This window comes from Coprococcus sp. AF19-8AC (assembly GCF_003603115.1).
GTDB classification, from domain to species: Bacteria; Bacillota; Clostridia; order Lachnospirales; family Lachnospiraceae; genus Coprococcus; species Coprococcus aceti.
In genome coordinates, this window is the sequence record NZ_QTMI01000001.1 from 971,973 (window position 1) to 993,334 (window position 21,362).

General features: G+C 39.8%; 28 protein-coding genes. 3 read left to right on the forward strand and 25 right to left on the reverse strand.

Translation table 11 applies throughout. From position 1 onward, the window contains the following. Window positions 1–80: 80 nt before the first annotated feature. The gene (locus tag DWX57_RS04390; protein ID WP_015534801.1) at window positions 81–260 is read right to left on the reverse strand and encodes a helix-turn-helix domain-containing protein; all 180 of its coding nucleotides are present in this window, start codon (window positions 258–260) and stop codon (window positions 81–83) included. Between the two features lie 258 nt (window positions 261–518). Here DWX57_RS04390 and DWX57_RS04395 point away from each other — a divergent pair, with 258 nt between their 5' ends. The 3 genes from DWX57_RS04395 to DWX57_RS04405 are packed head-to-tail and all read left to right on the forward strand — an operon-like array spanning window position 519 to window position 3,445. Beyond that, on the forward strand, window positions 519–1,472 hold the full coding sequence (locus DWX57_RS04395) for a hypothetical protein (RefSeq protein ID WP_117549080.1): 954 nt from the start codon (window positions 519–521) through the stop codon (window positions 1,470–1,472). A 55-nt stretch (window positions 1,473–1,527) separates the two neighbouring features. After that, window positions 1,528–2,433 carry a hypothetical protein gene (locus DWX57_RS04400; RefSeq protein ID WP_055144724.1) on the forward strand — a complete coding sequence of 302 codons (906 nt, stop codon included), beginning with the start codon at window positions 1,528–1,530 and terminating at the stop codon, window positions 2,431–2,433. Window positions 2,434–2,446: 13 nt separating this feature from the next. Then, the gene (locus DWX57_RS04405; protein WP_055144727.1) at window positions 2,447–3,445 is read left to right on the forward strand and encodes a virulence RhuM family protein; all 999 of its coding nucleotides are present in this window, start codon (window positions 2,447–2,449) and stop codon (window positions 3,443–3,445) included. A 265-nt stretch (window positions 3,446–3,710) separates the two neighbouring features. On the opposite strand, the gene DWX57_RS04410 is transcribed toward DWX57_RS04405, so the two are convergent. The 24 genes from DWX57_RS04410 to DWX57_RS04530 all read right to left on the reverse strand — a co-directional run bounded on the left by DWX57_RS04410 (window position 3,711) and on the right by DWX57_RS04530 (window position 21,340). Beyond that, window positions 3,711–4,565, reverse strand: coding sequence for a DUF2262 domain-containing protein (locus DWX57_RS04410; protein WP_015534800.1), 855 nt, complete (start codon window positions 4,563–4,565; stop codon window positions 3,711–3,713). A 29-nt stretch (window positions 4,566–4,594) separates the two neighbouring features. Further along, window positions 4,595–4,963 carry a hypothetical protein gene (locus tag DWX57_RS04415; protein ID WP_055144730.1) on the reverse strand — a complete coding sequence of 123 codons (369 nt, stop codon included), beginning with the start codon at window positions 4,961–4,963 and terminating at the stop codon, window positions 4,595–4,597. A 55-nt stretch (window positions 4,964–5,018) separates the two neighbouring features. Continuing rightward, window positions 5,019–5,738 (reverse strand): PoNe immunity protein domain-containing protein, encoded by a 720-nt coding sequence (locus DWX57_RS04420; protein WP_055144732.1) that lies wholly within the window; start codon window positions 5,736–5,738, stop codon window positions 5,019–5,021. Window positions 5,739–5,773: 35 nt separating this feature from the next. Next, window positions 5,774–6,007 (reverse strand): hypothetical protein, encoded by a 234-nt coding sequence (locus tag DWX57_RS04425; protein WP_055144735.1) that lies wholly within the window; start codon window positions 6,005–6,007, stop codon window positions 5,774–5,776. Window positions 6,008–6,221: 214 nt separating this feature from the next. After that, a complete protein-coding gene (locus tag DWX57_RS04435) occupies window positions 6,222–7,010 on the reverse strand; it encodes a hypothetical protein (RefSeq protein ID WP_055144741.1) in 789 nt (262 codons plus the stop codon). Window positions 7,011–7,035: 25 nt separating this feature from the next. Beyond that, a complete protein-coding gene (locus tag DWX57_RS04440; protein WP_055144743.1) occupies window positions 7,036–7,473 on the reverse strand; it encodes a hypothetical protein in 438 nt (145 codons plus the stop codon). Between the two features lie 150 nt (window positions 7,474–7,623). Further along, window positions 7,624–7,839 carry a hypothetical protein gene (locus tag DWX57_RS04445; RefSeq protein WP_118649080.1) on the reverse strand — a complete coding sequence of 72 codons (216 nt, stop codon included), beginning with the start codon at window positions 7,837–7,839 and terminating at the stop codon, window positions 7,624–7,626. A gap of 20 nt (window positions 7,840–7,859) precedes the next feature. Next, window positions 7,860–8,270, reverse strand: a complete 411-nt coding sequence (locus DWX57_RS04450; RefSeq protein WP_055144752.1) for a hypothetical protein — start codon at window positions 8,268–8,270, stop codon at window positions 7,860–7,862. Window positions 8,271–8,313: 43 nt separating this feature from the next. Beyond that, window positions 8,314–8,562: a hypothetical protein gene (locus tag DWX57_RS04455; RefSeq protein ID WP_133300871.1), complete on the reverse strand. Its 249-nt coding sequence runs from the start codon at window positions 8,560–8,562 to the stop codon at window positions 8,314–8,316. Window positions 8,563–8,570: 8 nt separating this feature from the next. Further along, window positions 8,571–8,849: a hypothetical protein gene (locus DWX57_RS04460; protein WP_117549086.1), complete on the reverse strand. Its 279-nt coding sequence runs from the start codon at window positions 8,847–8,849 to the stop codon at window positions 8,571–8,573. Between the two features lie 51 nt (window positions 8,850–8,900). Then, window positions 8,901–9,230, reverse strand: a complete 330-nt coding sequence (locus tag DWX57_RS04465) for a hypothetical protein (RefSeq protein WP_243003549.1) — start codon at window positions 9,228–9,230, stop codon at window positions 8,901–8,903. After that, window positions 9,211–9,657 carry a hypothetical protein gene (locus DWX57_RS04470; protein ID WP_158564587.1) on the reverse strand — a complete coding sequence of 149 codons (447 nt, stop codon included), beginning with the start codon at window positions 9,655–9,657 and terminating at the stop codon, window positions 9,211–9,213. Before DWX57_RS04470 ends, DWX57_RS04465 begins: the two co-directional genes overlap by 20 nt. Continuing rightward, the gene (locus DWX57_RS04475; protein WP_118616076.1) at window positions 9,654–9,998 is read right to left on the reverse strand and encodes a hypothetical protein; all 345 of its coding nucleotides are present in this window, start codon (window positions 9,996–9,998) and stop codon (window positions 9,654–9,656) included. Before DWX57_RS04475 ends, DWX57_RS04470 begins: the two co-directional genes overlap by 4 nt. A gap of 20 nt (window positions 9,999–10,018) precedes the next feature. Further along, window positions 10,019–10,318 carry a hypothetical protein gene (locus DWX57_RS04480; RefSeq protein WP_117549088.1) on the reverse strand — a complete coding sequence of 100 codons (300 nt, stop codon included), beginning with the start codon at window positions 10,316–10,318 and terminating at the stop codon, window positions 10,019–10,021. A 25-nt stretch (window positions 10,319–10,343) separates the two neighbouring features. Then, window positions 10,344–10,871: a DUF3916 domain-containing protein gene (locus tag DWX57_RS04485; RefSeq protein ID WP_117549089.1), complete on the reverse strand. Its 528-nt coding sequence runs from the start codon at window positions 10,869–10,871 to the stop codon at window positions 10,344–10,346. A gap of 67 nt (window positions 10,872–10,938) precedes the next feature. Beyond that, window positions 10,939–11,301 carry a DUF6547 family protein gene (locus DWX57_RS04490; protein WP_117549090.1) on the reverse strand — a complete coding sequence of 121 codons (363 nt, stop codon included), beginning with the start codon at window positions 11,299–11,301 and terminating at the stop codon, window positions 10,939–10,941. Window positions 11,302–11,315: 14 nt separating this feature from the next. Further along, window positions 11,316–11,663 carry a DUF6572 domain-containing protein gene (locus DWX57_RS04495; RefSeq protein ID WP_242992613.1) on the reverse strand — a complete coding sequence of 116 codons (348 nt, stop codon included), beginning with the start codon at window positions 11,661–11,663 and terminating at the stop codon, window positions 11,316–11,318. A gap of 20 nt (window positions 11,664–11,683) precedes the next feature. Next, complete coding sequence (locus DWX57_RS04500) at window positions 11,684–12,367, reverse strand: hypothetical protein (RefSeq protein WP_118757818.1); 684 nt, start codon at window positions 12,365–12,367, stop codon at window positions 11,684–11,686. Between the two features lie 186 nt (window positions 12,368–12,553). Further along, window positions 12,554–14,401: a relaxase/mobilization nuclease domain-containing protein gene (locus tag DWX57_RS04505; RefSeq protein WP_120123095.1), complete on the reverse strand. Its 1,848-nt coding sequence runs from the start codon at window positions 14,399–14,401 to the stop codon at window positions 12,554–12,556. After that, window positions 14,401–14,793 (reverse strand): plasmid mobilization protein, encoded by a 393-nt coding sequence (locus tag DWX57_RS04510; protein WP_015534770.1) that lies wholly within the window; start codon window positions 14,791–14,793, stop codon window positions 14,401–14,403. Before DWX57_RS04510 ends, DWX57_RS04505 begins: the two co-directional genes overlap by 1 nt. A 686-nt stretch (window positions 14,794–15,479) precedes the next feature. Next, window positions 15,480–15,998 carry a hypothetical protein gene (locus DWX57_RS04515; RefSeq protein WP_015534771.1) on the reverse strand — a complete coding sequence of 173 codons (519 nt, stop codon included), beginning with the start codon at window positions 15,996–15,998 and terminating at the stop codon, window positions 15,480–15,482. A gap of 9 nt (window positions 15,999–16,007) precedes the next feature. Further along, on the reverse strand, window positions 16,008–17,036 hold the full coding sequence (locus DWX57_RS04520) for a ParM/StbA family protein (protein ID WP_118017454.1): 1,029 nt from the start codon (window positions 17,034–17,036) through the stop codon (window positions 16,008–16,010). After that, window positions 17,008–17,415: a TnpV protein gene (locus DWX57_RS04525; RefSeq protein WP_015534773.1), complete on the reverse strand. Its 408-nt coding sequence runs from the start codon at window positions 17,413–17,415 to the stop codon at window positions 17,008–17,010. Before DWX57_RS04525 ends, DWX57_RS04520 begins: the two co-directional genes overlap by 29 nt. Window positions 17,416–17,803: 388 nt before the next feature. Further along, complete coding sequence (locus tag DWX57_RS04530; RefSeq protein ID WP_120123096.1) at window positions 17,804–21,340, reverse strand: EAL domain-containing protein; 3,537 nt, start codon at window positions 21,338–21,340, stop codon at window positions 17,804–17,806. Window positions 21,341–21,362: the final 22 nt, after the last annotated feature.

The window sequence follows — 21,362 nt, forward strand, 5'->3', positions numbered from 1 at the left end:
TTGTAGCATATACACACTTAATTTTCAATTAGTTTCATGGTTATTTAATAAATTCATTGTCTTTTTATGAATCAAATTTCCTAGCATCCAATCTGATTCAAAAGCCATTCATCCAGCTTGCCCTTGTGAGCATACAGTCTGTTTCCGATGCGAACCGCGAATACATCAGCATTTTCAGCCAACAACTCACGTGCCTTTGTCTGACCAATCCCCAAATAAGAGCAAAACTCTTTTACAGTCAATAAAGCCTTATCCTTCATTCTTCTACCTCCTCAAAATCCTATTTCTAAGCCAAACACAAATAAATTTCTGTTTTTTCTCCAAAAATATAGAACATTTGTTTGTGTCATTTTATAATGGTTATGCGCATACCATTTCTTTTCAAAAGTAATCGTTTCTTATCAAAAACTATTACTCTCTCACTTATAGGAGATTTAGAAGGGGTTTTGCGGAAGTGTTTTTAAAAAAAGTTGCAAAAAATTTTAAATAGGTATATACAAGGCAGGTTTTACGGATAAATGAACATTAGAAAACATCAGGAATTGATGGACTTCTGGGAATATTCTCATAACTTCGACAGCGAAGACGGAGCCTTTTCCATAGATGAGGATATTACCTTTGAGGCATCCCAGCAGGAATTACAAATTGAATTAGAGCATTTTAATGAAATGGATTTGGAACAGGAATTACATCCCATAAAAGATGATAATTTCCAGCCGAAGGATGAGCACCCCAATAAGACCATGTTAAAAAAGGAGCTTCGTGCCATTGCTTTAAAGCGACTGGAGGACGGTGCCCGCACTGTTTCGGATTTTGAGGAAGTGATAAGGGAATGGGACCTATTAGATTCCAACAGAGAACGCAAGGAGCGATATCACGAAATCGGCAGAGAAAACCTAGACAGCAAGAAGGATGTGGCACCACTTGCCATTGTTATCCCGGCTCCCATCAATCATGCTTACTGGCGACAGCTTATGAAAGGGGACTATATAGACATTATCTCTAACTGTCCTTTTGAGATGCACAACTCCCTTTCCGATGAGGACTATTCCAAGATTATTTATGACTTAAAGGACGACCATAAGGAGTTGATATACTTCCTATATCTTAGAGATTTCACTACCAGTCAGCTTGCTGCTTTACGTAATCAGAGCGACAGAAATATCCGTGGTGTCCGCTCTACTATTCTTGGTCAGATTGAGAAAAAGGTTCTTATGATACTGGTGGACAGGCAGGGAGAGGATTTTCCTTCTACCAATGGTAATCTTACCATGGAAGAACTGGACTTCCTATTAAGACATGAAGAAGAGATCCCGGCTACTATGGAAAAACTGGATAAAGAAAAGCTGGCTCTACTAAAGGAAATCGGTGTAGTGGTAAGAAGAATTGCCAGAGAACAGGAAAACCAGGCAAAGGAAGAAACCAAGAAACGCAAGAAAAATAATCGATCGGATCGTAAAAAAAAAGTTTAAATATGCATACAGACGTGCTATGATAGTAATAGTTTTTGCACAGAAAGGAATTACTATGAAGAATATCTTTCAGAAATCCAGTTCCAACTGGGTGAAATATGATAAATACGAATGGCGAACAGCCGCAAACGGAAAGTGTTATATTACACCTTCTGCGGATGCCAAGCCATCCATCTACAATCCTATCAAGGATTATGAGAAGCTGGTGCTGACCGCAATTAACATCGGTACTACTGCCATGAACAAGGCAAGTGAAGTTGAATTAAAAGAAGCCATTATGAGCTTTGTATCCGAATACGGTATGCTGGGACTAATGACTGCCCTGCCTACCACACCGGATTTTATTACATATGAGGCAGTCTATCTGCCAAAGAATCATTTTATCAAGGAAGGAAGCATCTCTACAGAGAAGTATCTGTCCTACTTTTTCCCTTTTGACAAGATTGATTTTCGCAAGAAAAGTGTGGAATCAAGTTGGAGTACTGACTGCGTAGAGATGATTGCTTTAATTATGACCATGAAGAATAAGCCGCAGGCTGTTATGATGAGTTTTCAGAATGAATATGCCGAGCCCTATGAATGGCTTGTGGAAGTATTCCGTGACTGGGCATTTACCTTCTTCTCCAGCTTTCTTTATTATCTGGACTACGACAGACTGGATAAGAATGAACGTAACCTATACCGTCAGGGAATGGCTGCTTTCGGCGGTGTGGCACCTACCTACCGCATAGAATTGCGGGAACGCCCTACCATTGTCTGGGACTTCAATTCCTTATTGTTATGTGTACAGATGATGTTTTCCTTTATGCTGACGGATGAAAACTCCACCATGAAGGTATGTAAGCACTGCGGCAAAGCATTTGTTGCCACCAGACCGAATATGGAATTCTGCTCACCACAGTGTAAAAACCAATACAATGTGTATAAAAGCAGAGCCAAAAAGAACGATACACCAACATAGGAGGACTGCGTATATGAATCATTCCAATATTATTATGTACACAACCGAAGACGGTTTGACGAAAATAGAAACTACCTTTGAGGATGATACTGTGTGGCTTTCCATTGACCAAATGGCAGAGCTGTTTCAGCGTGACAAATCAACGATATCACGTCACATCAAAAATATTTTTGAAGAGGGAGAATTACAGCGCATTTCAGTTGTTGCAAATTTTGCAACAACTGCCGCCGACGGAAAAACCTACAATGTCGATTACTACAATCTCGATGTAATCATCTCCGTAGGCTATCGTGTAAAATCCCACCGTGGTACACAGTTCCGTATCTGGGCTATGAGAATATTAAAAGAATACATGAAAAAAGGATTTGCATTAGATGATGACCGCTTAAAAAGACTTGGCGGCGGCAATTACTTTGACGAATTGCTTGCCCGTATCAGAGACATCCGCTCCTCTGAAAAGGTATTTTGGAGAAAAGTTCTGGAAATCTATGCTACCAGCATCGATTACGATCCTAGTGCAGAAAGCTCCATCCTATTCTTTAAGCAGGTGCAGAATAAGATGCACTGGGCAGCACACAAGCACACAGCTGCAGAAGTTATTTACCAGCGTGCCGATGCTGAAAAAGATAATATGGGACTTACCTCATGGGCTAGTGACACCATCCGTCGCCCCGATGTAGAAATTGCAAAAAACTATCTTACCCAGCAGGAATTGGATGCTTTAAACAAGATAGTTACAGCCTATCTCGATATCGCCGAGGTACACGCTCTCAATCAGGAACCAATGTATATGAAGGACTGGCTGGAAACCATTGACGATTACCTGAAAATGACCCGCCGTGATATTCTTACCAGTAGCGGTCACATCAGCCACAAGCAGGCACTTGATAAGGCTCATGCCGAATACACCAAGTACAAGAACCGCTTGGAAAACACCATTTCCCCAGTTGAACAGGACTTTATCAAAAGCATTGGTACATTGGAAGAGATTGCAGATTCCGACAAGAAATAAATACCCAAAAATACTTCAGGCGGGCCTAAACAGCCCGCTTGCAACAAAATCAACTTCTTGGATTTCCTAAATCAAATTTAGCAATCGCTTCATCCAAGATTCCGCTCCATTCAGCCAATCCGCATTCATTAAATTTCTGAATCTCGGAATTAATCACGTCTAACAACATTTCCAGCTTTATTTGGTTCCGGATTAGGCTTTGAATATAACCAATGGTTTATAAAAACAGATTTTTCACTCATCTTATTTCTCATGCTCCTATGTTTTATCTCATCTCGGCACACACCATTTCACCCTTAGAATTTACATCCACATCTATCTCATGTCCACCAAATACATAACCATCATCGTATCCTACAGTATAAGAGCCATTCTGATTCACAAATATATATTTCATTCGACCCTTTAATGCGTCTGCAAATTCTTCCGGTGTAGAAAAATGAATTTCGCATTCATCTTCATATTCTTCCACGCACTCCAATGCAGCATCATACAGATCCTCATCAGATGCAATATACGATCTAAACACCTCATCCTTTGAAGCAATATGCTCTGCAAAATCTCTGGCAACAGTCAAAGGCTTTTTCCAAGTTGCCTTACTGTCCCACTCTACCTCAATATAAATTGTGATGTCATTACCTGCAAAATCATACTTACCTTCAAACAGACCTTCCGATTTTTCTAACACTAATTTCCCCAGCACCTCATCCTCTAAGACAATTGGTGCCAGATACTTTTCCTGATTTTTATCAAGCTTTGTTCCGGATGCATTTTCTTCCAAAACCTCTCTGATGTACAGAAATGCAAGTTCTCCGAAGTAACTATACTGTAATCTTCCTGCCACCTTATAAATGACACCCTCTTTAAATCTGTTAAAATATCCGCTGTTTTTCTCCTGTGCATCATGTTCCTCGTTAGGTATAGGCCATGTCATAACCTTTATCTTCTTCACCATACTGGCAGCGTTTATATCATAGATTGCAACAGCAGAACGTGTAATAATATAATACTTGTGACTCTTGTCCCATCTGGACGAGTCACCTTTTCCAACAAGAACGTAATATATGCTCTCCTCACCCTCAAATTTATTATCTTCCTGATAGATTTCATGTATATCCATAGTCGCTCCTCCACAATAATCAAATCTATTTATGCCGTTGTACACCAAAATATATAATAAAACATTTCCTTTGTTTCTATAACCCAAGCATTGTCAAAATCTGTTATAGTACCTGTTAAGGTTTTTATGGGTTCTCCTATTTCAAAGGATACTTTTCGATTCATTCCCTCAATAATTTCATGTAGCCATTTTACAACATCGTCTGTAGCATCTACAAAAACACAGTTTTTATATTCTTCAGCATCACAAGAAAAATCATTCTTTATCTGATAGTCCAAAGCTTTTTGAATAAATTCATCAATGCTTGATGTTTCATTTTTTCCTGCAACTACTATACATAAAGTCTGTTCTGAAACCTCGCAATTAAAGGCAAGATTACCAAATTCTATTCCGAACATTTAATCACTCCAATCCATAAATCACAACACTGCAACATACCCAACCTGTAGTTCCTTACAATAAATCGGAGGCGATATATTTCGAATCGCATAGTGCAGACATATCAAGCGCTAGCGCTTTTGCAACTGCTGTCAGCACAATATCAGTAGCACCGGTATATGTATATCTGTCTTCCGCTAATGACTCATAATACTTTACAAGCTTTCTGTGATGCTTGTCCTTTACAGTGTTCAAATGCCTTAAAAACAAGTCAGTTCTTTCTGCATCAGGAGCATTGTAAACATCTACAATCCCTCCATTTTCTTTACTAAAATCTCCGAAATACCCCTTATCCCTATAATAAAAACCTTTGGAAGAATAACACTTTCCTTCAAAATATAAATTACGGATAATATCCAGACGAATATCTATGTATTTTTCTTCAACCATTTTTGTTTTAATAAAATCCACTTGCTCAGAATCAACATCAAACAAATATGCTAATGAGAGTAAATTAGCCACATCGTCATATGTTAGGTTCCCTTCACAGTACAGAACCTTCTGTTTATCATTTTCTATATATTCCAAAACATCATGCTTTATCTCATCAATTTCATACCCCAATTGATATTTAATCAAAATAACAGATAATAGCTTTAAGCCTATTGCAATATGAAGTCTTGAGGCATTCTCTTGGTTAAGATTATCTTTATATCGATTAATTCTTTTTTCAAGATTTTCTAATTCTTTCTGATAGTATTCCTTTGACTTAAAATCATCTTTTATTCTATTCATAATTTTATCCCTTCATTCCGACTAATAAATTTTTCTTAATACTCTCCCGGACATACTTCTATTCCCAACGAATATTTTACCTCATTCAATAGCTCTTCCTCAGTTAAGTTATACGGAAAAGGCTCTGCATCCTCCATAGCATTATTCATAAGTTCATCATATGTTCCATACTCTATCACAATAAATGGTTTATCCGAAAAACAAACTTCATCCACTCTATAATACTGTCCATTATACTCAAAAGTCGGTCTGACAGAACTGTTTTTCACAGCATCATTTCCTCTTCCGTCAAGAAATGACACCACAAACCGTATTGCGGCTCCGTAAAATCATATTGCAATGATTTCTCCCAATCCTTTGCATTCAAAAGCGTTAAAATATTCTTATCTTCTCCATTTGTTCGGTATGTGCTGCAGCGACACTTCATGCCATGAAATTCTACAATCATTTTTTTACATCCTTACTATTTTTTGTTCAACCATATTACTCAATTTTAGCCTCTACCAAAATATAAAACTTATATTCCTCGTTCTCAATCCACATGGAAGTCTTTGTAATTTGCACATTTAAAGGGCACTGGTCATCAAATACCGTATAACATTTCGTTCCCGAGCCCTGATATACAGCCTCTCCGTAATATTCCTTTTTCATATATGTAAGCTTCAGCTTTAATGCTTTATCAAAAGTAGACCATGCATTCGAATCATTTTTCAGATATGACTCCTTGCACCTTTCTGCTTCCATTACCATATCCGAAAAATTCAACAGCTCGATTTCTGTATTTTTATCTATTTTTAATTTTGTCTTCTTAAAGCCATTTATCACCTTTACCTTTGGAACAGATGGCACTTTTGCTTCTACTTCTGCTTCAAAAGAAACGTTTTCTCCACATTCCTCATTCCAAAACACATTCGCCTGACCGGACCATTTTACCTTAATCAAATCCTGCGTAACATCTAAAATATCAATTTTTCCTGATGTGACATCCTCGTGCTCTAGCACATACAAAGTTCCTGCCTCTTCGCCCTTGTTATTATAAGCCTCATTCCATTCAAAGCTTTTTCCTATTAATTTATTTGGTTCTTTTACTCCGATATGAAAACCATTATTATGATACAATCTAATGGTTCTAAGCTCATAATCCAAATCTTCACCCTCATAGCTTCCGTCTATATCCAGAAACATGATTAATGATTTGTTATCTTCTGACATCTCAAAACCTACATTAGCAGCAGTGATTTTATATTCATAATTATTCAGTTTCAAATACATATCGATCCCTCCCGGCATTGTGTTGCTAAATTTCTAATTTTTCATTTTGAGATAAAATGTACTCCACTGGATTTTTGCAAAACCGATTTGCTCTTGATTTTTTCATAACCCCAATTATCTCTTCCATTCGTGGTGAGTAAATCTTATCTCCCACAAGAAACATTGCACCGATTTCTTGTACATATTCAATCACTGAAATTAAGTTGGTTTTCGTAAGACTTCGCAAATCCAATCGACAGCTTATTTCATCTAATATGTTATCAATGTATATGAACTCTATACACGTTTCATCCGATTTTCCATACTGGATAATGTCTTTTGACCAACTATCCTCCTGTTCAAGAAACTTAAGATTATGCGGTGGTTGAGGTATCCCTTTCCACGAAATCATTTCATCATGACTTAATCTATCAAAATTTAATCTTGCCGGTATAATATTGCATTGAAACTGCCATATCGCCATGTTAAGTCCACCCACTATCATCTATGTTATAAACATTTATCATAATCGTCAATGTATTTATATTCATTATAGTTCCATAGTCCCCACATGCCACTGGCTGTATGTAAATTCTCTTTGTACATATTCGAATTTTCCCTTCGTATATAAGTTTTACCTTGTATGATTCATGAAATAATTATCCAATAGCCTTCTAATATAGGATGGTGTCACAGGTACTTCCGAATCAAACGGTGGATATTCCAGATTTATCTTCTTATCTTCTGACAAAATGTGAATTCTTAATCTTCCATTATCATCAGCACGCACAAACCAATAGAATATATTTCCTTCATATTCTATTTTTCTTTTCCCTTTCTTTGCAACCATACTCAAAACCACCAATCCTATTAAACCATTTTTTTAATTTCTCCATACCAGCTCATCAGCTCTGACACAGGTGATATTCCACTCTTGGTATAGTTGTCATAACGATAGGATGCATCGAATTTATGCGTAGCAACATCAAATTCCAGCTTATATTCATTGGGACATTTTTGTTGATAACTATCACACAATTCAACCAGCTTATTAATATCTTTTGTTCCAATTGATAAAAACTCGTCAGAAGCTTCATCATCAGCAAAATTCCCCGCGGGTATAACATCGTTTCCTTTCACGAAAATGGCATTAAACATTTTCTGTGATGTATCTTGGTAAATGTAGATATATATTTTATCAACATTTCCGTTTGTATACTCCATACATAGAGATACAAACTCCGCCTGTAAATCAGTAAACGCGTCTTCAAAACCTTTCATCACAATTTTCTCCTTTATCCACGTATTTTCTCCAGTTCAAATTTTAAAACACAATCTCTCCAAGGTCCGGATAGCCCTTCTTAAGCACATCCATATTCCTTTTTAGCAGCGATAGTTTATCCGGCTGATTACTCTTAAAATAATCCGTAATAACTTGAAGTAGTGAAAGAATTTCCTCTCTTCGGTATGTGGATTGTGATATAGTCGCTATGGCGTAATAATATCCTTCCACCGGCTCCACTTTATTCTTCCCATCAGAGAACGGATACCTATTTTCTTCCAATGCTTTCATAATCACATCTACGATTCCACATCCTCTGAAAAAGGTAACATTCTCTGGTAGTCCTTTAATTTGATTAGCGCATGACTAAAAGAAGCTATCTTCTTACAATACTTCCAGATCTTTTCCTTATTGGTGTCGTCTGTATGAGACATAAGGATATAGGTCATAGGCTTTGTAATTATCATTTTTCTTTTGTCATCAAATATACCCTGTGCCTGTAATTCTTTAAATGATAACATTTCAAATGTATGTATAACCTCTCTCATTTCCTCTATTGTAGGCGCTGTATCCTTCATTGTATTTACCTCCGTTTTAGGCTATTTATAGCACTTTTAAAGCTTCTATCATTAATCACTCAACTTCATGTAATCATCTACTGGAATTCCACCCATGCAGATGATTCGTACATCATCCCATCTTTCTTTTAATGATTTTCCTCTATAAATTGTTGCATTCACTAATTCATCTGCTGTTAAAAATTCCGTTCCATTAGGAATATCACACAATCCAGCCCAGTAGGGTTTATCGTACTGTGGAAGGCAACCTATATAGTGTTCTGGTTCACTTATTTCACCAACAAAATAGAAGGATGTTTCATTCATAATTTCGCCTTTTCTCAATTCTGCCAAGAAATAGTTAAAATCTACTGCATTCAAATTATATTCTGTATGGTCCATATACTATATCCTCATAATAAACAACCATCACCGACGGCAACAAAATCAAAACCAAATCAGATGGATAACAAAAATCCGACCACTTTGTACAAAAAAGATTAATTGGCAATTGCAAGCCATTTTCACAGTCATAATATACCAATATCTTGTCCACATTTAATTCACTAAAAAATGTTTCAAAAGCTTCTCTGGTTTTATCTTCATTCTTTCCCCACTGGCAATCTTTAATTAATACTGGAGCACTATGATGAACGATATCGTTTATGTATGCACTCTCTTGAAATATTTCCTTTTCACAAATCCGAATCCATTCCTTCTCTACTTCATCCTTGGATATAACACTTATTGTAGATAGTTCCTGTTCAGATAGTACTGCATATTTTTCATCGCTAAATCTCCAATAATATTTGAAATCTTCAATACTCAAATAATCACCTGCTTTTTCTGCAATTTCTTTAACTCATCAAAGGTATAATCCATATATTTTTTACCGGGTTCCAGAATAGAATTTGTCGTTGCCGGAATCACCTTTAGCAATTCATTCACATCAATGTCTTTCGGAAACGAAACAATATCCCCGTGTTCGTTTTCGTCCTTATGTGCACAGAAGATAAATTCTCCCGCTTCCCAGTCGATAGCAAATGTATTCATACATCCAACCGCATCTAAATCCATTAGTTCCTCATGATTTGCTATAAAATTCTCATATATGAATTCAAATAATGCATCCTTTTCAATTTTAATGATTCTACATTCATTGTCCTTCATCTGTCACACCTCACAAAAAGCTATGTAATCCTATGGTAGTTATATGTCTCTGGTTCTATCCACAGCAATACAGCAATCCATCTTCGACCGTCTATAGTTCGTCCATCCATTCTACTGCAAACGCCGGTACTCATAATATTTTCAAACAATTGCTTATTCCCTTTTGCCGGAAAACGTAAAGGCACACATGGATAATATTTCCCATCATTGTAAACTGTTTCTTTATGACTGGTATCTATACAAATTTCGCTGGAATAAGATAATGCAAATTCTTTTGCTTTTTGAAATACTATTTCGTAGTCTATATTATCAGGTAACACTCAGCTCATCCTCCCAAAACACATATTAAATCCATTCACCATAAAACCAAATATGCGACTTAGCACAATAGTCTTCATCATTAAGCTCTTCTAAATAACCTATCTCCGGTAATTCTGTCATGATTCCTCTTTCCTTCATAAAGGAACGCTTAGTATCTACCAGCGTCCATATCTGATAAGGTCCTTTCCTATCCCAAAAAGAATGATAATATTCCTCGTCATAGAAAATAATAATCTGGGACTCCCGTACTTCCGGATAGGTTATGGCTGCTACCACCTTGCAAAAGGGTATATCCTTCGGTTTGTTATCAATAAATTCCTCAGTCTTTTTAATCCATTCCTTACAAAACGCAGTCTTTATCTTACCGGAGGTTTTTGGCTTTGAAAGCCATGGTCCGCATGGAACATGAAAATGCTCAAATTTATCCTCTACATCTTTGAAGAGTAAATCATTTGTATTTTTAAATGGCTCTATTTTATCCAGCCAGCTTAACAATCTTTTAAATTTTTTCTGCTGTCCTCTGGATTTGCTTCGAATCATATATATTGACATTTTACTTTCCCTTCTTCCATCTCATCTGGCACCATCCATCCACGAACCATATGCCATCTCCGTAAAATTAATCCTCTTCAGGCCACTCCCAATCACTCCTGCGACCGATATAATCATTTGGTATGCCCTCATACTTATCCAATGGTAGCTTTTCACCCTCTACTGTAAGCTCCATATTTTTACAACACCTAAGCCATTCCAGTTTTTCCAAGGTGTCATATATTCCGGAATGATATACATCTATTATCAGCTCTGCCAAAATATCACGTTCAGTATCATTAAGCTTTTTTAATATGTCATTCATGCCCATTTGCTCTGCATCGGTTCCCGGCAGCTTGCCCTTTTTCACACCTCTGGCATCGGCACAATCCTTTGACATATTGGCAAGTTCATCTATTATTTCCTTATACATTTCGGTTGCTTTATCCATGTTCAATTCCTCCACTACTTTGTTCCATGCTCCACAATCATTTCCAAATTTTCAAAAGCATTCAAAAACACCAGTTTTGCTCTTTCTAAAAGCTTATGACATATCTCCGGCTCCTGAAATAGAAAACTTACACGAATTTCTATTTTTTTAACATCAGTATATTTTTCTTCATATTGTCTTGAATCTATGTACCAGATATAGGTATTAAGTTTCTCCTGCAACAACAATAAATGACGATTCATATCTGACCAATCCATTCCATCTGCTAAAAGAAGTATTAAGATGGAAGTCTCCTGTTCATACGCCAAACCATCTATGGTATCTGTATTTTCAATATTCAATTTCTCAATTTTGTCTTCCACACCTAAAACCTCACTCCCAATTAGCATTGCTCTTTCAACATATTCTGTCTAATTTCCCTTGCATTTTCCTTCAAATAGTGATATTCACTTTTATCCGCAAGATCCAGATAATTTTCAAGCTCCTTTGAATGAATAATATATAACACATGAAGCACCATAATCTTTTGGTATTCTGATGCGTAATCATCATCCTTATATTTATCTCTCCACCAAAAATCTATTGCGTACTTCTCTGCCTTGTCCGGATAGAGATATGCTAAAGATTTCAAGGCAAGACGCTGTGTATATTCGTTATCCACCTGTAAAAAATCGAATATCAACTCCCGTATTTCATCCTTACCATTATAATCCTTTAGGGTCTCCGCAAACTGCCATTTTGCATTTATATAATCGGTGGACAGTACTTTCCTGCATAGGCATACATACCACTCAGGGTATTTTAATAACATGCCTACAATAAGGCTACCTTCATTATCCCTTGCTATCCCAAATAAAATATCATCAAGCATTTGCTCCGAAGCTTCATCACAGGATGTGGTCTTAATTATTTCAAAGATAATATTGCACATATCATCAAATTCAACTAAGTCGATTTCCCATTCACCATTGTCGTGACTTTCGCTCCAATCCGGATAGTCTTTATTCGCTCTTTTTATAAATTTGGCAATACACTTATGCAATTTTCTTTCATAATTATCAAACATATCTTACCTACCAATCAATAGCTTTATAACACATACAACTACGCTACTTGTACAACCTACACTTTACCATGTTCAGGAGGTTCATTCCACTTATATTTTCTATATTTTTTATTAAAGGGCGAACTGTAAATTACAACAATTCGCCCACAACATAACAATATAGCAAATATTACGTTTTAATAATTACTACCTTGTTTCTCTACTCTTCTGTACGCTGATACTTCTCGAATCATCTCTTACACCATAGTATTTCTTACGATACTGATATTCAGCCATAAATTCATCATACACAGTCATCTTATAACGGATACTATTCATCTTCTCTCTCGTATATCCCATACGCTGACAGTAAGCATTATATTCTGCTGTATAATCATCTGTAGGCACAGGTAGAAGCGAAGCACGTTCTTCCATAGACAGCTTAGTATAATCAATCGTTTCCGGAAAAACCTCTGTATCTTCTGATACTTTTTCTTCTGTCTCAGGAATTTCAACATCTGCTTCCTCTGATACTACAATAGCCAGTAGCTCGTCTATTGAAGCAATCTGAATAGCTGCGATCTTAGAATCCTCTACAGTCTCAGAAATCTGCTCTTGTATTGCTTTCTCTGCGTCCTTCACTTCCGCAAATTCCTCATAAGACATAATATCTTCCTTTGCCATCTCCAAAGTCACATCTGCTGTATCTTGGTATTTGATATCTTCCAAATAATCCATATACTCCCACTTCCACTTATGGGTAGAACTGGAAAGCTGGCTTAACACCATATCCCAAAGTTCTACTGCTCTGGCAGCTTTTTCATGATACAGTTCTACTGCCTGCTGTCGCTCAAACTCATCTTTGGTCATAACCGGTGCTGTAAGCTCCCCTTCCATGAATCCGGCTGCATCATTTACATTTATAAACTGTGATTGCAGATAATCCACATAGTCTTTATTCCAGTCCTCTCTTGCAAGCTCTTCACTACAATAATCCTGACAAATACGATTTCTGTCAAATGCCAGTTTTCTTTTCCGCGCAAGAAGCTCTCTCTGCTTCTGCTCCTCCTGTAGCTGTTTCTCCTTCCTTGCAGCCTCTTCTCTGGCAAGTGCCTCTGCTTTTACCCTTGCTACTTCCTCAGCAATGCGACGGGCTTCTTTTTCCGCATTACGCTCTGCCACAACCTTTGCAATTCTTTCTACAAGGTCAGCTTTGCCATAACCTTCTCCCAGCTTATTTCCTCGAATACCCTGCTTCATACCCGACGTGGAAAATGTCACTGTTTTATTCGTAACACGAATCTTCCAGTTATACATAAATTGCAGACATTCAACCATTTGCTCAAAGGAATCCACGAAAGGCAACAGCTTGTCTATGGTATCCCGAATCAATTCTCTGTTAGAAGTGACACCAACACCGTCCTTGGCATTCTGATTCATCAGATTCTTTTCCACCCAGTAGTTGTCCGTGTGCTTCTTAGCAAGCAAATCTACCTGTCCTAAACCCAGTCGGATACACTTCTCCATTACCCACTTTTTTGCATGGAACATCATCTTCCCGGTGCTTTTGTGCTTACAGCCCAGCTTCCATTCACAGGGTTTCTCATGCCACCTGCTCTGCTTTCCGGCATACTTTCTGACAGAATTGATAACCATGTGAACGTGCATATTCTGACTGCCATTGTGACCATCCGGATGAACTGCCACCACTGCCTGATGCCCCGGTGCGAATACCGAAAGCCATTGCTTGCCAAATTCCAACGCCTGCTCTATGGTAATGGGATCATTTGGCTCAAAGCTGATGATATAGTGATGCGCCTTTACATCCTTTACGGAATTATTCTTGCCATACAGACGATTGACCTCGATACATTCTGCACCAAAGCTGTCCACATCACAGTTCACACCTACAATCAGATAATTCTCACGCTCTTGTATTCTGCCTTTTTCATACAACACAGGCTTGTTGGTATATTCATCAAACTGGCAGGTAAGATACTCCACCGCCGAAGAATAAAATCGGTTCTTTACTGAGATATGCTTCAAAATCGCCATTAACCTTCACCATCCTCTCCACTTTTGCGCCTACGCTTCTTTCCACAGGCAACATCCTCCAATGCAGGAAGTATTTTAAATTTCAAATCCAACAGCTCCCTTATGGCTTCCTTCAGTTCATAATAAATGCTGTAAAAATCTCCGCCACCATTTAAGTGCTTTGCTATCTGGTTCAGGTTGGAACCAATCTTGCCCAGCTGCATGGAATACTCCTTCAGCAGACTGGTATCACCATAACAAGGAAGCTTTCTTCCTAATGCACACCGTCTGATATATTCCGAGGTGCTAAGCCCGGTCTTTCTTGCCTTCGCTTCAATCTCTTCCTTATCCTCTGCCGAAATACGCATGGACATCAGAACCATATTCTCTTTCTTTTTATCTGTATTTCTCATAAATTCCTCCATTCCGATACACAAAAAAGCAGGTAAATAAATACCTGCTCCCTCGTACCTACAAAATATAAATTTTTAATTGCTACTCCAATAGAATAATTAAACTGCCGGATACGTCAGAAGATTTTCCCCGATGCAGATTCTGCATCTCCCCTCCCGTGCATAGCCTCGCTCCCCTAAGGTCGCTCACCAATGCGCTCGTTGCACTCACGGATATTTCCTTTAGCAGTCTGTTGCGGCTCGTTATAATTCGCTCGCCGAATATATGGAAATGTGTCATACACCTGTCTTACAGAAATCTGCTAATCACATTTCTCATAAGAAATCCTGCTATAGCCTCCGCATCATTTTCCTTAAGAAATCCTTCTTTCGCTGATGCGTGCCGACCTAAGTCGGCATGGGCTCCGGATACGTCGCATAAGGTAGAGCAAGTTCCGCCCTGTATATACACGGGCAGGAACTTGTTGGGGATTTGACATCCCCAAGCCCTAGCTTTTTCGCCTTATGGACATAAAAATAAAGCCTGCAAGCAGACTTTATTTTTTGCCAAAGGCTTGGCTGGCTTCGTAAGAATTTCGTATCACAGCTTTTCCCATAGAAAAAGAACTGTCTTACAGATAAGGTCATTTCCTCATACAAGGCACCTTTTTGTAAGACAGTCCGTCATACTGTGATTTTTCATTTTCTTACTCATCATCCATATCAAACAGACTTCCAAGCATATCTTTTGTGGCACTATCCATAGCATTGGAAGTATCTGCGGCAAGTTCATTATCGGGAACCGTTGGCTCCGGCACATTAGCTGCTACAGCAGAAGGCATTACATTCGGTACAGCAACTGTCATACCATTAGGAACTGCACCAGACATCGGCAACGTAGCCATAGGAACAACTCCCATATTCATCTGCTGAGCCATTGCTCCCAGAACTCCGGCAAACATATTGTTAGCCATATTCTGTGAGGACTCCTGCACCACCTTGGTAAATTCCTCTGCCATGCTTTTGATTGCCTGCTCCATCCATTCTGTGGTTTCCTTTTCCCGAATGCCCCTTTGCTCACTTTCCATAGCAGAAAACAATGCCTGCTTGATAAGCTCTGTCTGATTCAGATATCCCGGCTGGCTGGATTTTGCCTCCAGCCACGCAAGGATTTTTCTGTCACTTTCACATTTCGGATTCAACCGAAAAGATATTGCATTTCCCATAAAAGCCTCCTATCCCAGATTTTCTGCAAGATAACGGTAGCCGATGGCATTGGCTTTCACATCCGTTACATACTGGATGTTTCTGCCCTGCGCTCTGCCAAAACGCTTCATCACACAGGTGCCACCGCCCACATACACAATATTCTCATGCATTAAATCCACCTTAATCTCCCGAAGCTTCGCTTCCACCTCGTCTGCATACTGCTGTAAGCCCTTCTCAATAAAAGGGATAAAGTCAGCATTTACATTGGACTGCTTTCCACGGATAACATCAACAATGTCATCCTCCGGCATTTCACACTTTAACTTGGGAAGGGCTTCCTTTTTGATACGCTCAATGGTGGTAATCAGTCCAAGCTCATAAGTACAGGCATCCTTATCCATAGGGATTCTGTCACGGACGCTTAATATATCCAAGGTCCAGGAGCCCAAGTCCACACATCTGAGTCTGTCCATATCTCCCATACGGTTCGCAATAGCTGCATAACACTGGGCATAAATCTTTACCTTATCCATGAAGAAAGAATAATGCACTCCCTCAAAGGTAAAAGAAATACGCTCCTTATGCCACAGATAATCACGAAACTCCTTACGCTCCGCACCAAACAAGGTCAGAGGCACACCTGCATATAATTCCACATGAGAAGCCGCTGTCTTACCCTGATACTGCAATTCCTTGGCAATCCCTGCAAGGGTCAGCAGAAAATAGTTCTCATTCTCTGTCTTGGTTGCCTGCTTTCCAAGTCTGCCCTGTCCTACGATATACTTTTTCCCTTTATACTCCAAAAGTCCGTTCTTGGTAAGAGGCTCATAATCCACCGGAACTATAGAAGTCTCCATAAAAGTATGCTCGCCCTTAATGGAACTCCAGCCATGATCCAGTGCAATTTTAACAGGTGCCATAGTTGTTTCAGTCATAAATAAATTTTCTCTCATAAAATCCTCTCTTTCTCCGGCATAATAACCGGTCTGCATAATATTTTTGTTTTGTGTTGCAGTCGCTCCTGCATTAGTGATACTTGTAAACAATCTCTCCATAAATAACCTCCTCCGCAAGCTGTTTTGCCTGCTCTCTTATTTTCCACATTTCCATAGTGGAATGTGCATCCTTTGGCTTATGCTTCACCAGATACTTCTCTACAATCCTATCTAACATCTCATAAGCCTCCTCATTTACTTCCTTTGCCCTAATCAGAAGCTGACCCAGCCTAATATGATGACGATACCTGTCAGGGTGGTTTTCCTTCATATAACAAATCCACAGATGACCGTATTTTCCGATATCGGCGGCTGCTACAACCGAAGCCGTATCGGATTTCGTATCAGTATCATCCATACCGATATTCGGATACAAAATACCATCCACCTCTGTATAAGTACCTCCCAGCTTCTCAAACAATGAAATTTCATTACTCATAATCTTAACTCTCCTTCCATAATCCATTTGAATTTTTGATAATAAAAAAAGCCCACATACCTGCATTTCTACAAGTACATGGACTTATACTTTTATCATCCTCATCTGATGATTCCTATTCGTTTGTACTACACACTTTACTACACACTTTTTATGATAAACTACACACTTTTACGATAAGTTACGATACTTTTGCGATTTCTGTAAAAGTGCTGTAAGCCTTGTAAATACGGCGTTTTTCGAGGTTTGGGAGAGTCTTCAAAACAGGACAGCCAAGAATTCGATAAATTCCTTCTTGTACTGTTCCATGTCTCTGCGAATCCTCCTGTTTTCAGGCTTTTTTGCCCTTTTTCCTACACATACTACCATAATCCATATAAAGATTCAATTATTTATTGGTGTACGGCTGTGATATGCCTCTTTCCCTGCACATCTCCACATACTTTTCTTTCTCCAGCGGCCTGCTGCACAGATACCCCTGTATACAAGCCAGTCCTATGCTGCTGAGCACATCCGCCTGATCCTCGGTCTCCACACCCTCAGCTATACAGAACATTCCCAGTTCATTGAACATGTTTATGAGATGACACATAACCGTGCGATCCACCGGATTGACAGTTATGTCATTTATCATGCTCTTGTCGAACTTGATAATGTCAAATCCCATATGGGCAAGCATAGCGACATTTGAGTATTTTGTTCCAAAATCGTCCATCGCGATCCTGAAGCCCAGTTCATGTATATTGTTCGAAATGTTCACCAGAGTATCATGCTCCTGCTCACTGACCGACTCCGTTATCTCTATCTCGACCACATCATGCGGTATTCCGTACCTGTCAACCACTGCTGCTATCTGCTTGGCCACATTGCTCTCTATAAGCGACATTCTGGAAAAGTTACAGGATACCGGGATGTATGGCATTCCCTCTTCATGCCATTTTGCCAGATCTCTGCACACATTCTCAAGCACGTAAAAATCCACATATTTTACAGTCCTGCTCTTCTCAAGCCTGTCGATAACATCCGCTAAGTCATCATTTCCGGAATATCTTACAAGGGCCTCTGCCCCACATATCTTTCCTGACGGATACAGCATCTTCGGCTGATAAAGGACATAGAACAGTCCTTCCTCAAGTTCCTTCTTCACCATATCCTTTTTCAGCGTATTCCACTTCACCGAATGACAGTCCTGCTGTTCATACCAACGCTGTTTCTCAGAATACAGGAGATTTGCCGCATGATCCTCCATCCTGCGGACGTCAATGTTATAGTCTGTCCAGACATACCCGCAACATGCCGTGAACTCACCGTAGAGCAGGTTTTCCCGCAGTCTTGATGCATATACGTTAAACTTCAACTGCTCAATGTTCTCGCATATGATGATAAAGCTGTCATAACCCATGCGGAACACCCTTTCGTCCGGAAACGTCTTCCTTATCCTGCCGACAAGCTGCAGGATCACATCGTCCGCATAATCCGGACCGAACATCTCCGCGATGCCCCTTATCTCATTGATATCCACAGCCACAAGTCCAATACTGCTCAGATTCTTTCTGCCTCTTATATAGTCTATGTAACTGTTCCTGTTAAAGCATTTTGTCTGCTTATCGTGGGTGAACTCAAACTGCTGGTCCTCCTTCAGATGTCTCTGATATATCTCACTTCCGATAAAAGCAGCGAAGTTCTTCATGAGTCTTATGTTTCCATTGTGCTTCTCCGGATTGAACACAAATACCCTGCCGAGCAGTTCATCGTCCACTATGATCGGAACCGCATACAGTGACCATATCCTGCTGTCACTCAGCATCCGTGCAAATTCTGTTTCAGGATTCCTTAATGGATGGGAACGGTCCACTATGAGAACCTCGTCCCTGAGGACTTCCTTCTCCAGTTCATCCCTCATTTTCTGTGTGACAAGAGCCTTCAGACCATCCTCTATCGACTCCTCGTCTGATGATTTCCAGTAATAAAGCTCCCCTGTGCCATCCTGTCCATACTCCACAAGGCAGGCGTTCTTGGAATTGTAGAAAGTTCCCATCACCTCGAGCAGACTGGTATATTTCTCCTCACTGCTCTGCTTTGAAGTTATATTCGCCATGAAATTGACAAGGGCATCCTCTATGTCATAGCTGTCCGCCAGAACCTGTGTTGTCTTATCTATGTCAGACACGTCAACTGCAATCTCAAGCCGGCTCTTTCTTCCGTGCCAGTCAACTATCTTATCCTTCACCACATACAGTCCCTTTGCCTTGCTGTTGTAGTGATTCCATACATAACTCTGTCCGGGAACCAGTATCTCATTAGAACAAAATGGGCACTGGTCATCACCGCCCTGGGTTATCTCAAAGCACTTTTTACCCTTGTAAGAATCGTCGTTCTCCGCAATTCCAAGACTTCTCTTCGCCGCCTTGTTGAGGAAATACATCTCGTGGGTCTTCATGTCAGCAACATATGCTATATCAGATATCTCATCCAGCATAAGACCTTCGTCATCATTGTATGTATATCCGCTGTGATGCGAATCACATGAATGCATATCCGCTGAGTCGGCATAGTCACAGTAACGGTTCTTGCCGCCCCTCTTTGCTGCGTACAACGCCTGATCCGACTCACTGTATAGAAGGTCAAAATCTATACCACCCTCTATCCTGTGGATACTTATTCCCATCGACATAGTATGCGGCAGACTGCAATTGATCGTGGTGAGTCTGGTCTGTATATTCTCAGCCAGCTTATACACGTCCTCTCTTCTGTCGACTATCGGGATAAACAGTGCAAATTCATCGCCGCCCAGTCGTCCTGAGAATCCTCCGGCTGCCGACGCAACCTCCTCCAGCGTCACTGCAACATCACACAGAAGATCATCTCCCGCATAATGTCCAAATGCGTCATTTATATGCTTAAAGTCATCTATATCCATGATATAAAAAGCGCACAGTTCACCCGGGAAAGACTCTAGCATATCCGTAATCTTGTGCTGAAATGTGACATGATTGTAAAGTCCCGTCAGAGAATCCCTCTCCGCCCTGAGCTGAAGCTCCTGACTTTTTATCTTCTCATCGTTTATGGAGTAATATTTGCCGAATATCTTGCGAACCTTTTTCTTGGAGTCCCTGAGAGGAACAAAGAGCACTCTGTACCACTCACATTTGCCTCCGCCATTCAGATCAAGGCGCAGATCACCCATCAGCCTGTCACAGCTATCCGCATCCGCATCAAGGATCTTTCTGAACATGCCGGTCACGGCGTCTCTGTCGTCAGCGTGGACTATCCTGTTAGTGTCGATGCCCTTATAGAAATTCTCATATTTCATGGTGGTGACCATCTCGCCATCCACGACCTTCTTATTTATCAGAGTATCCGTTGGGACATCGTACACGATTATGGACTCTCCGCTTCCCTGAAGTATCAGCCTGAGCATCTCAGACTGCGCCTTGTTCTCCAGCTCCGCTTCCATCTTGCTTGTCACATCGATAAACACCGCACACAGTGCGATGATTCCCTTTTTTATGGACATGACAGAAAGGCAGACCTGTATCCAGAAATATCCCCCGGTATTCACATCCGTAAAGCGGATGTCACGCACCGTGGTCTTGTTACTCGTTATGGTCTCCAGGATCTGCTTCTTAAGGGCAGACCGATCCTCTGGAATGGCCAACATCACGTAGTCACTGGCATATCCACTCATCTGATCCTCGGTCACATTGAACAGCTTATAAAAGCTTTTGCTCATGTACCTGACAGCCGGCTTATTCCCGTGAAGTTCAAATATACCCACACCGCCTGCCAGATTGTCAAGAGTCTTCTCCAGCATCCTTGCGTGATCAGATATCTCCTCGCTGAGCTCCTCATTTCTGCCAAGCGCCTCATCCAGTTCCATGCGGAGTTTTTGTGCATATTTTTCAATATCTATGTTATCTTCCATAACCCAACACCCCTTAAAACTC

Bases quoted from the DNA above. Each gene is read 5' to 3' on its own strand.
- DWX57_RS04475 (WP_118616076.1), bottom strand. From the start codon at position 9,998: ATGAAGGACAATGAATGTAGAATCATTAAAATTGAAAAGGATGCATTA.
- DWX57_RS04505 (WP_120123095.1), bottom strand. From the start codon at position 14,401: ATGGCGATTTTGAAGCATATCTCAGTAAAGAACCGATTTTATTCTTCG.
- DWX57_RS04440 (WP_055144743.1), bottom strand. From the start codon at position 7,473: ATGGCGATATGGCAGTTTCAATGCAATATTATACCGGCAAGATTAAAT.
- DWX57_RS04445 (WP_118649080.1), bottom strand. From the start codon at position 7,839: ATGGTTGCAAAGAAAGGGAAAAGAAAAATAGAATATGAAGGAAATATA.
- DWX57_RS04420 (WP_055144732.1), bottom strand. From the start codon at position 5,738: ATGAATAGAATAAAAGATGATTTTAAGTCAAAGGAATACTATCAGAAA.
- DWX57_RS04460 (WP_117549086.1), bottom strand. From the start codon at position 8,849: ATGAAGGATACAGCGCCTACAATAGAGGAAATGAGAGAGGTTATACAT.
- DWX57_RS04450 (WP_055144752.1), bottom strand. From the start codon at position 8,270: ATGAAAGGTTTTGAAGACGCGTTTACTGATTTACAGGCGGAGTTTGTA.
- DWX57_RS04405 (WP_055144727.1), top strand. From the start codon at position 2,447: ATGAATCATTCCAATATTATTATGTACACAACCGAAGACGGTTTGACG.
- DWX57_RS04520 (WP_118017454.1), bottom strand. From the start codon at position 17,036: ATGGAGAGATTGTTTACAAGTATCACTAATGCAGGAGCGACTGCAACA.
- DWX57_RS04435 (WP_055144741.1), bottom strand. From the start codon at position 7,010: ATGTATTTGAAACTGAATAATTATGAATATAAAATCACTGCTGCTAAT.
- DWX57_RS04525 (WP_015534773.1), bottom strand. From the start codon at position 17,415: ATGAGTAATGAAATTTCATTGTTTGAGAAGCTGGGAGGTACTTATACA.
- DWX57_RS04455 (WP_133300871.1), bottom strand. From the start codon at position 8,562: ATGAAAGCATTGGAAGAAAATAGGTATCCGTTCTCTGATGGGAAGAAT.
- DWX57_RS04465 (WP_243003549.1), bottom strand. From the start codon at position 9,230: ATGGACCATACAGAATATAATTTGAATGCAGTAGATTTTAACTATTTC.
- DWX57_RS04400 (WP_055144724.1), top strand. From the start codon at position 1,528: ATGAAGAATATCTTTCAGAAATCCAGTTCCAACTGGGTGAAATATGAT.
- DWX57_RS04410 (WP_015534800.1), bottom strand. From the start codon at position 4,565: ATGGATATACATGAAATCTATCAGGAAGATAATAAATTTGAGGGTGAG.
- DWX57_RS04415 (WP_055144730.1), bottom strand. From the start codon at position 4,963: ATGTTCGGAATAGAATTTGGTAATCTTGCCTTTAATTGCGAGGTTTCA.
- DWX57_RS04515 (WP_015534771.1), bottom strand. From the start codon at position 15,998: ATGGGAAATGCAATATCTTTTCGGTTGAATCCGAAATGTGAAAGTGAC.
- DWX57_RS04530 (WP_120123096.1), bottom strand. From the start codon at position 21,340: ATGGAAGATAACATAGATATTGAAAAATATGCACAAAAACTCCGCATG.
- DWX57_RS04485 (WP_117549089.1), bottom strand. From the start codon at position 10,871: ATGTCAATATATATGATTCGAAGCAAATCCAGAGGACAGCAGAAAAAA.
- DWX57_RS04500 (WP_118757818.1), bottom strand. From the start codon at position 12,367: ATGTTTGATAATTATGAAAGAAAATTGCATAAGTGTATTGCCAAATTT.
- DWX57_RS04510 (WP_015534770.1), bottom strand. From the start codon at position 14,793: ATGAGAAATACAGATAAAAAGAAAGAGAATATGGTTCTGATGTCCATG.
- DWX57_RS04490 (WP_117549090.1), bottom strand. From the start codon at position 11,301: ATGGATAAAGCAACCGAAATGTATAAGGAAATAATAGATGAACTTGCC.
- DWX57_RS04390 (WP_015534801.1), bottom strand. From the start codon at position 260: ATGAAGGATAAGGCTTTATTGACTGTAAAAGAGTTTTGCTCTTATTTG.
- DWX57_RS04395 (WP_117549080.1), top strand. From the start codon at position 519: ATGAACATTAGAAAACATCAGGAATTGATGGACTTCTGGGAATATTCT.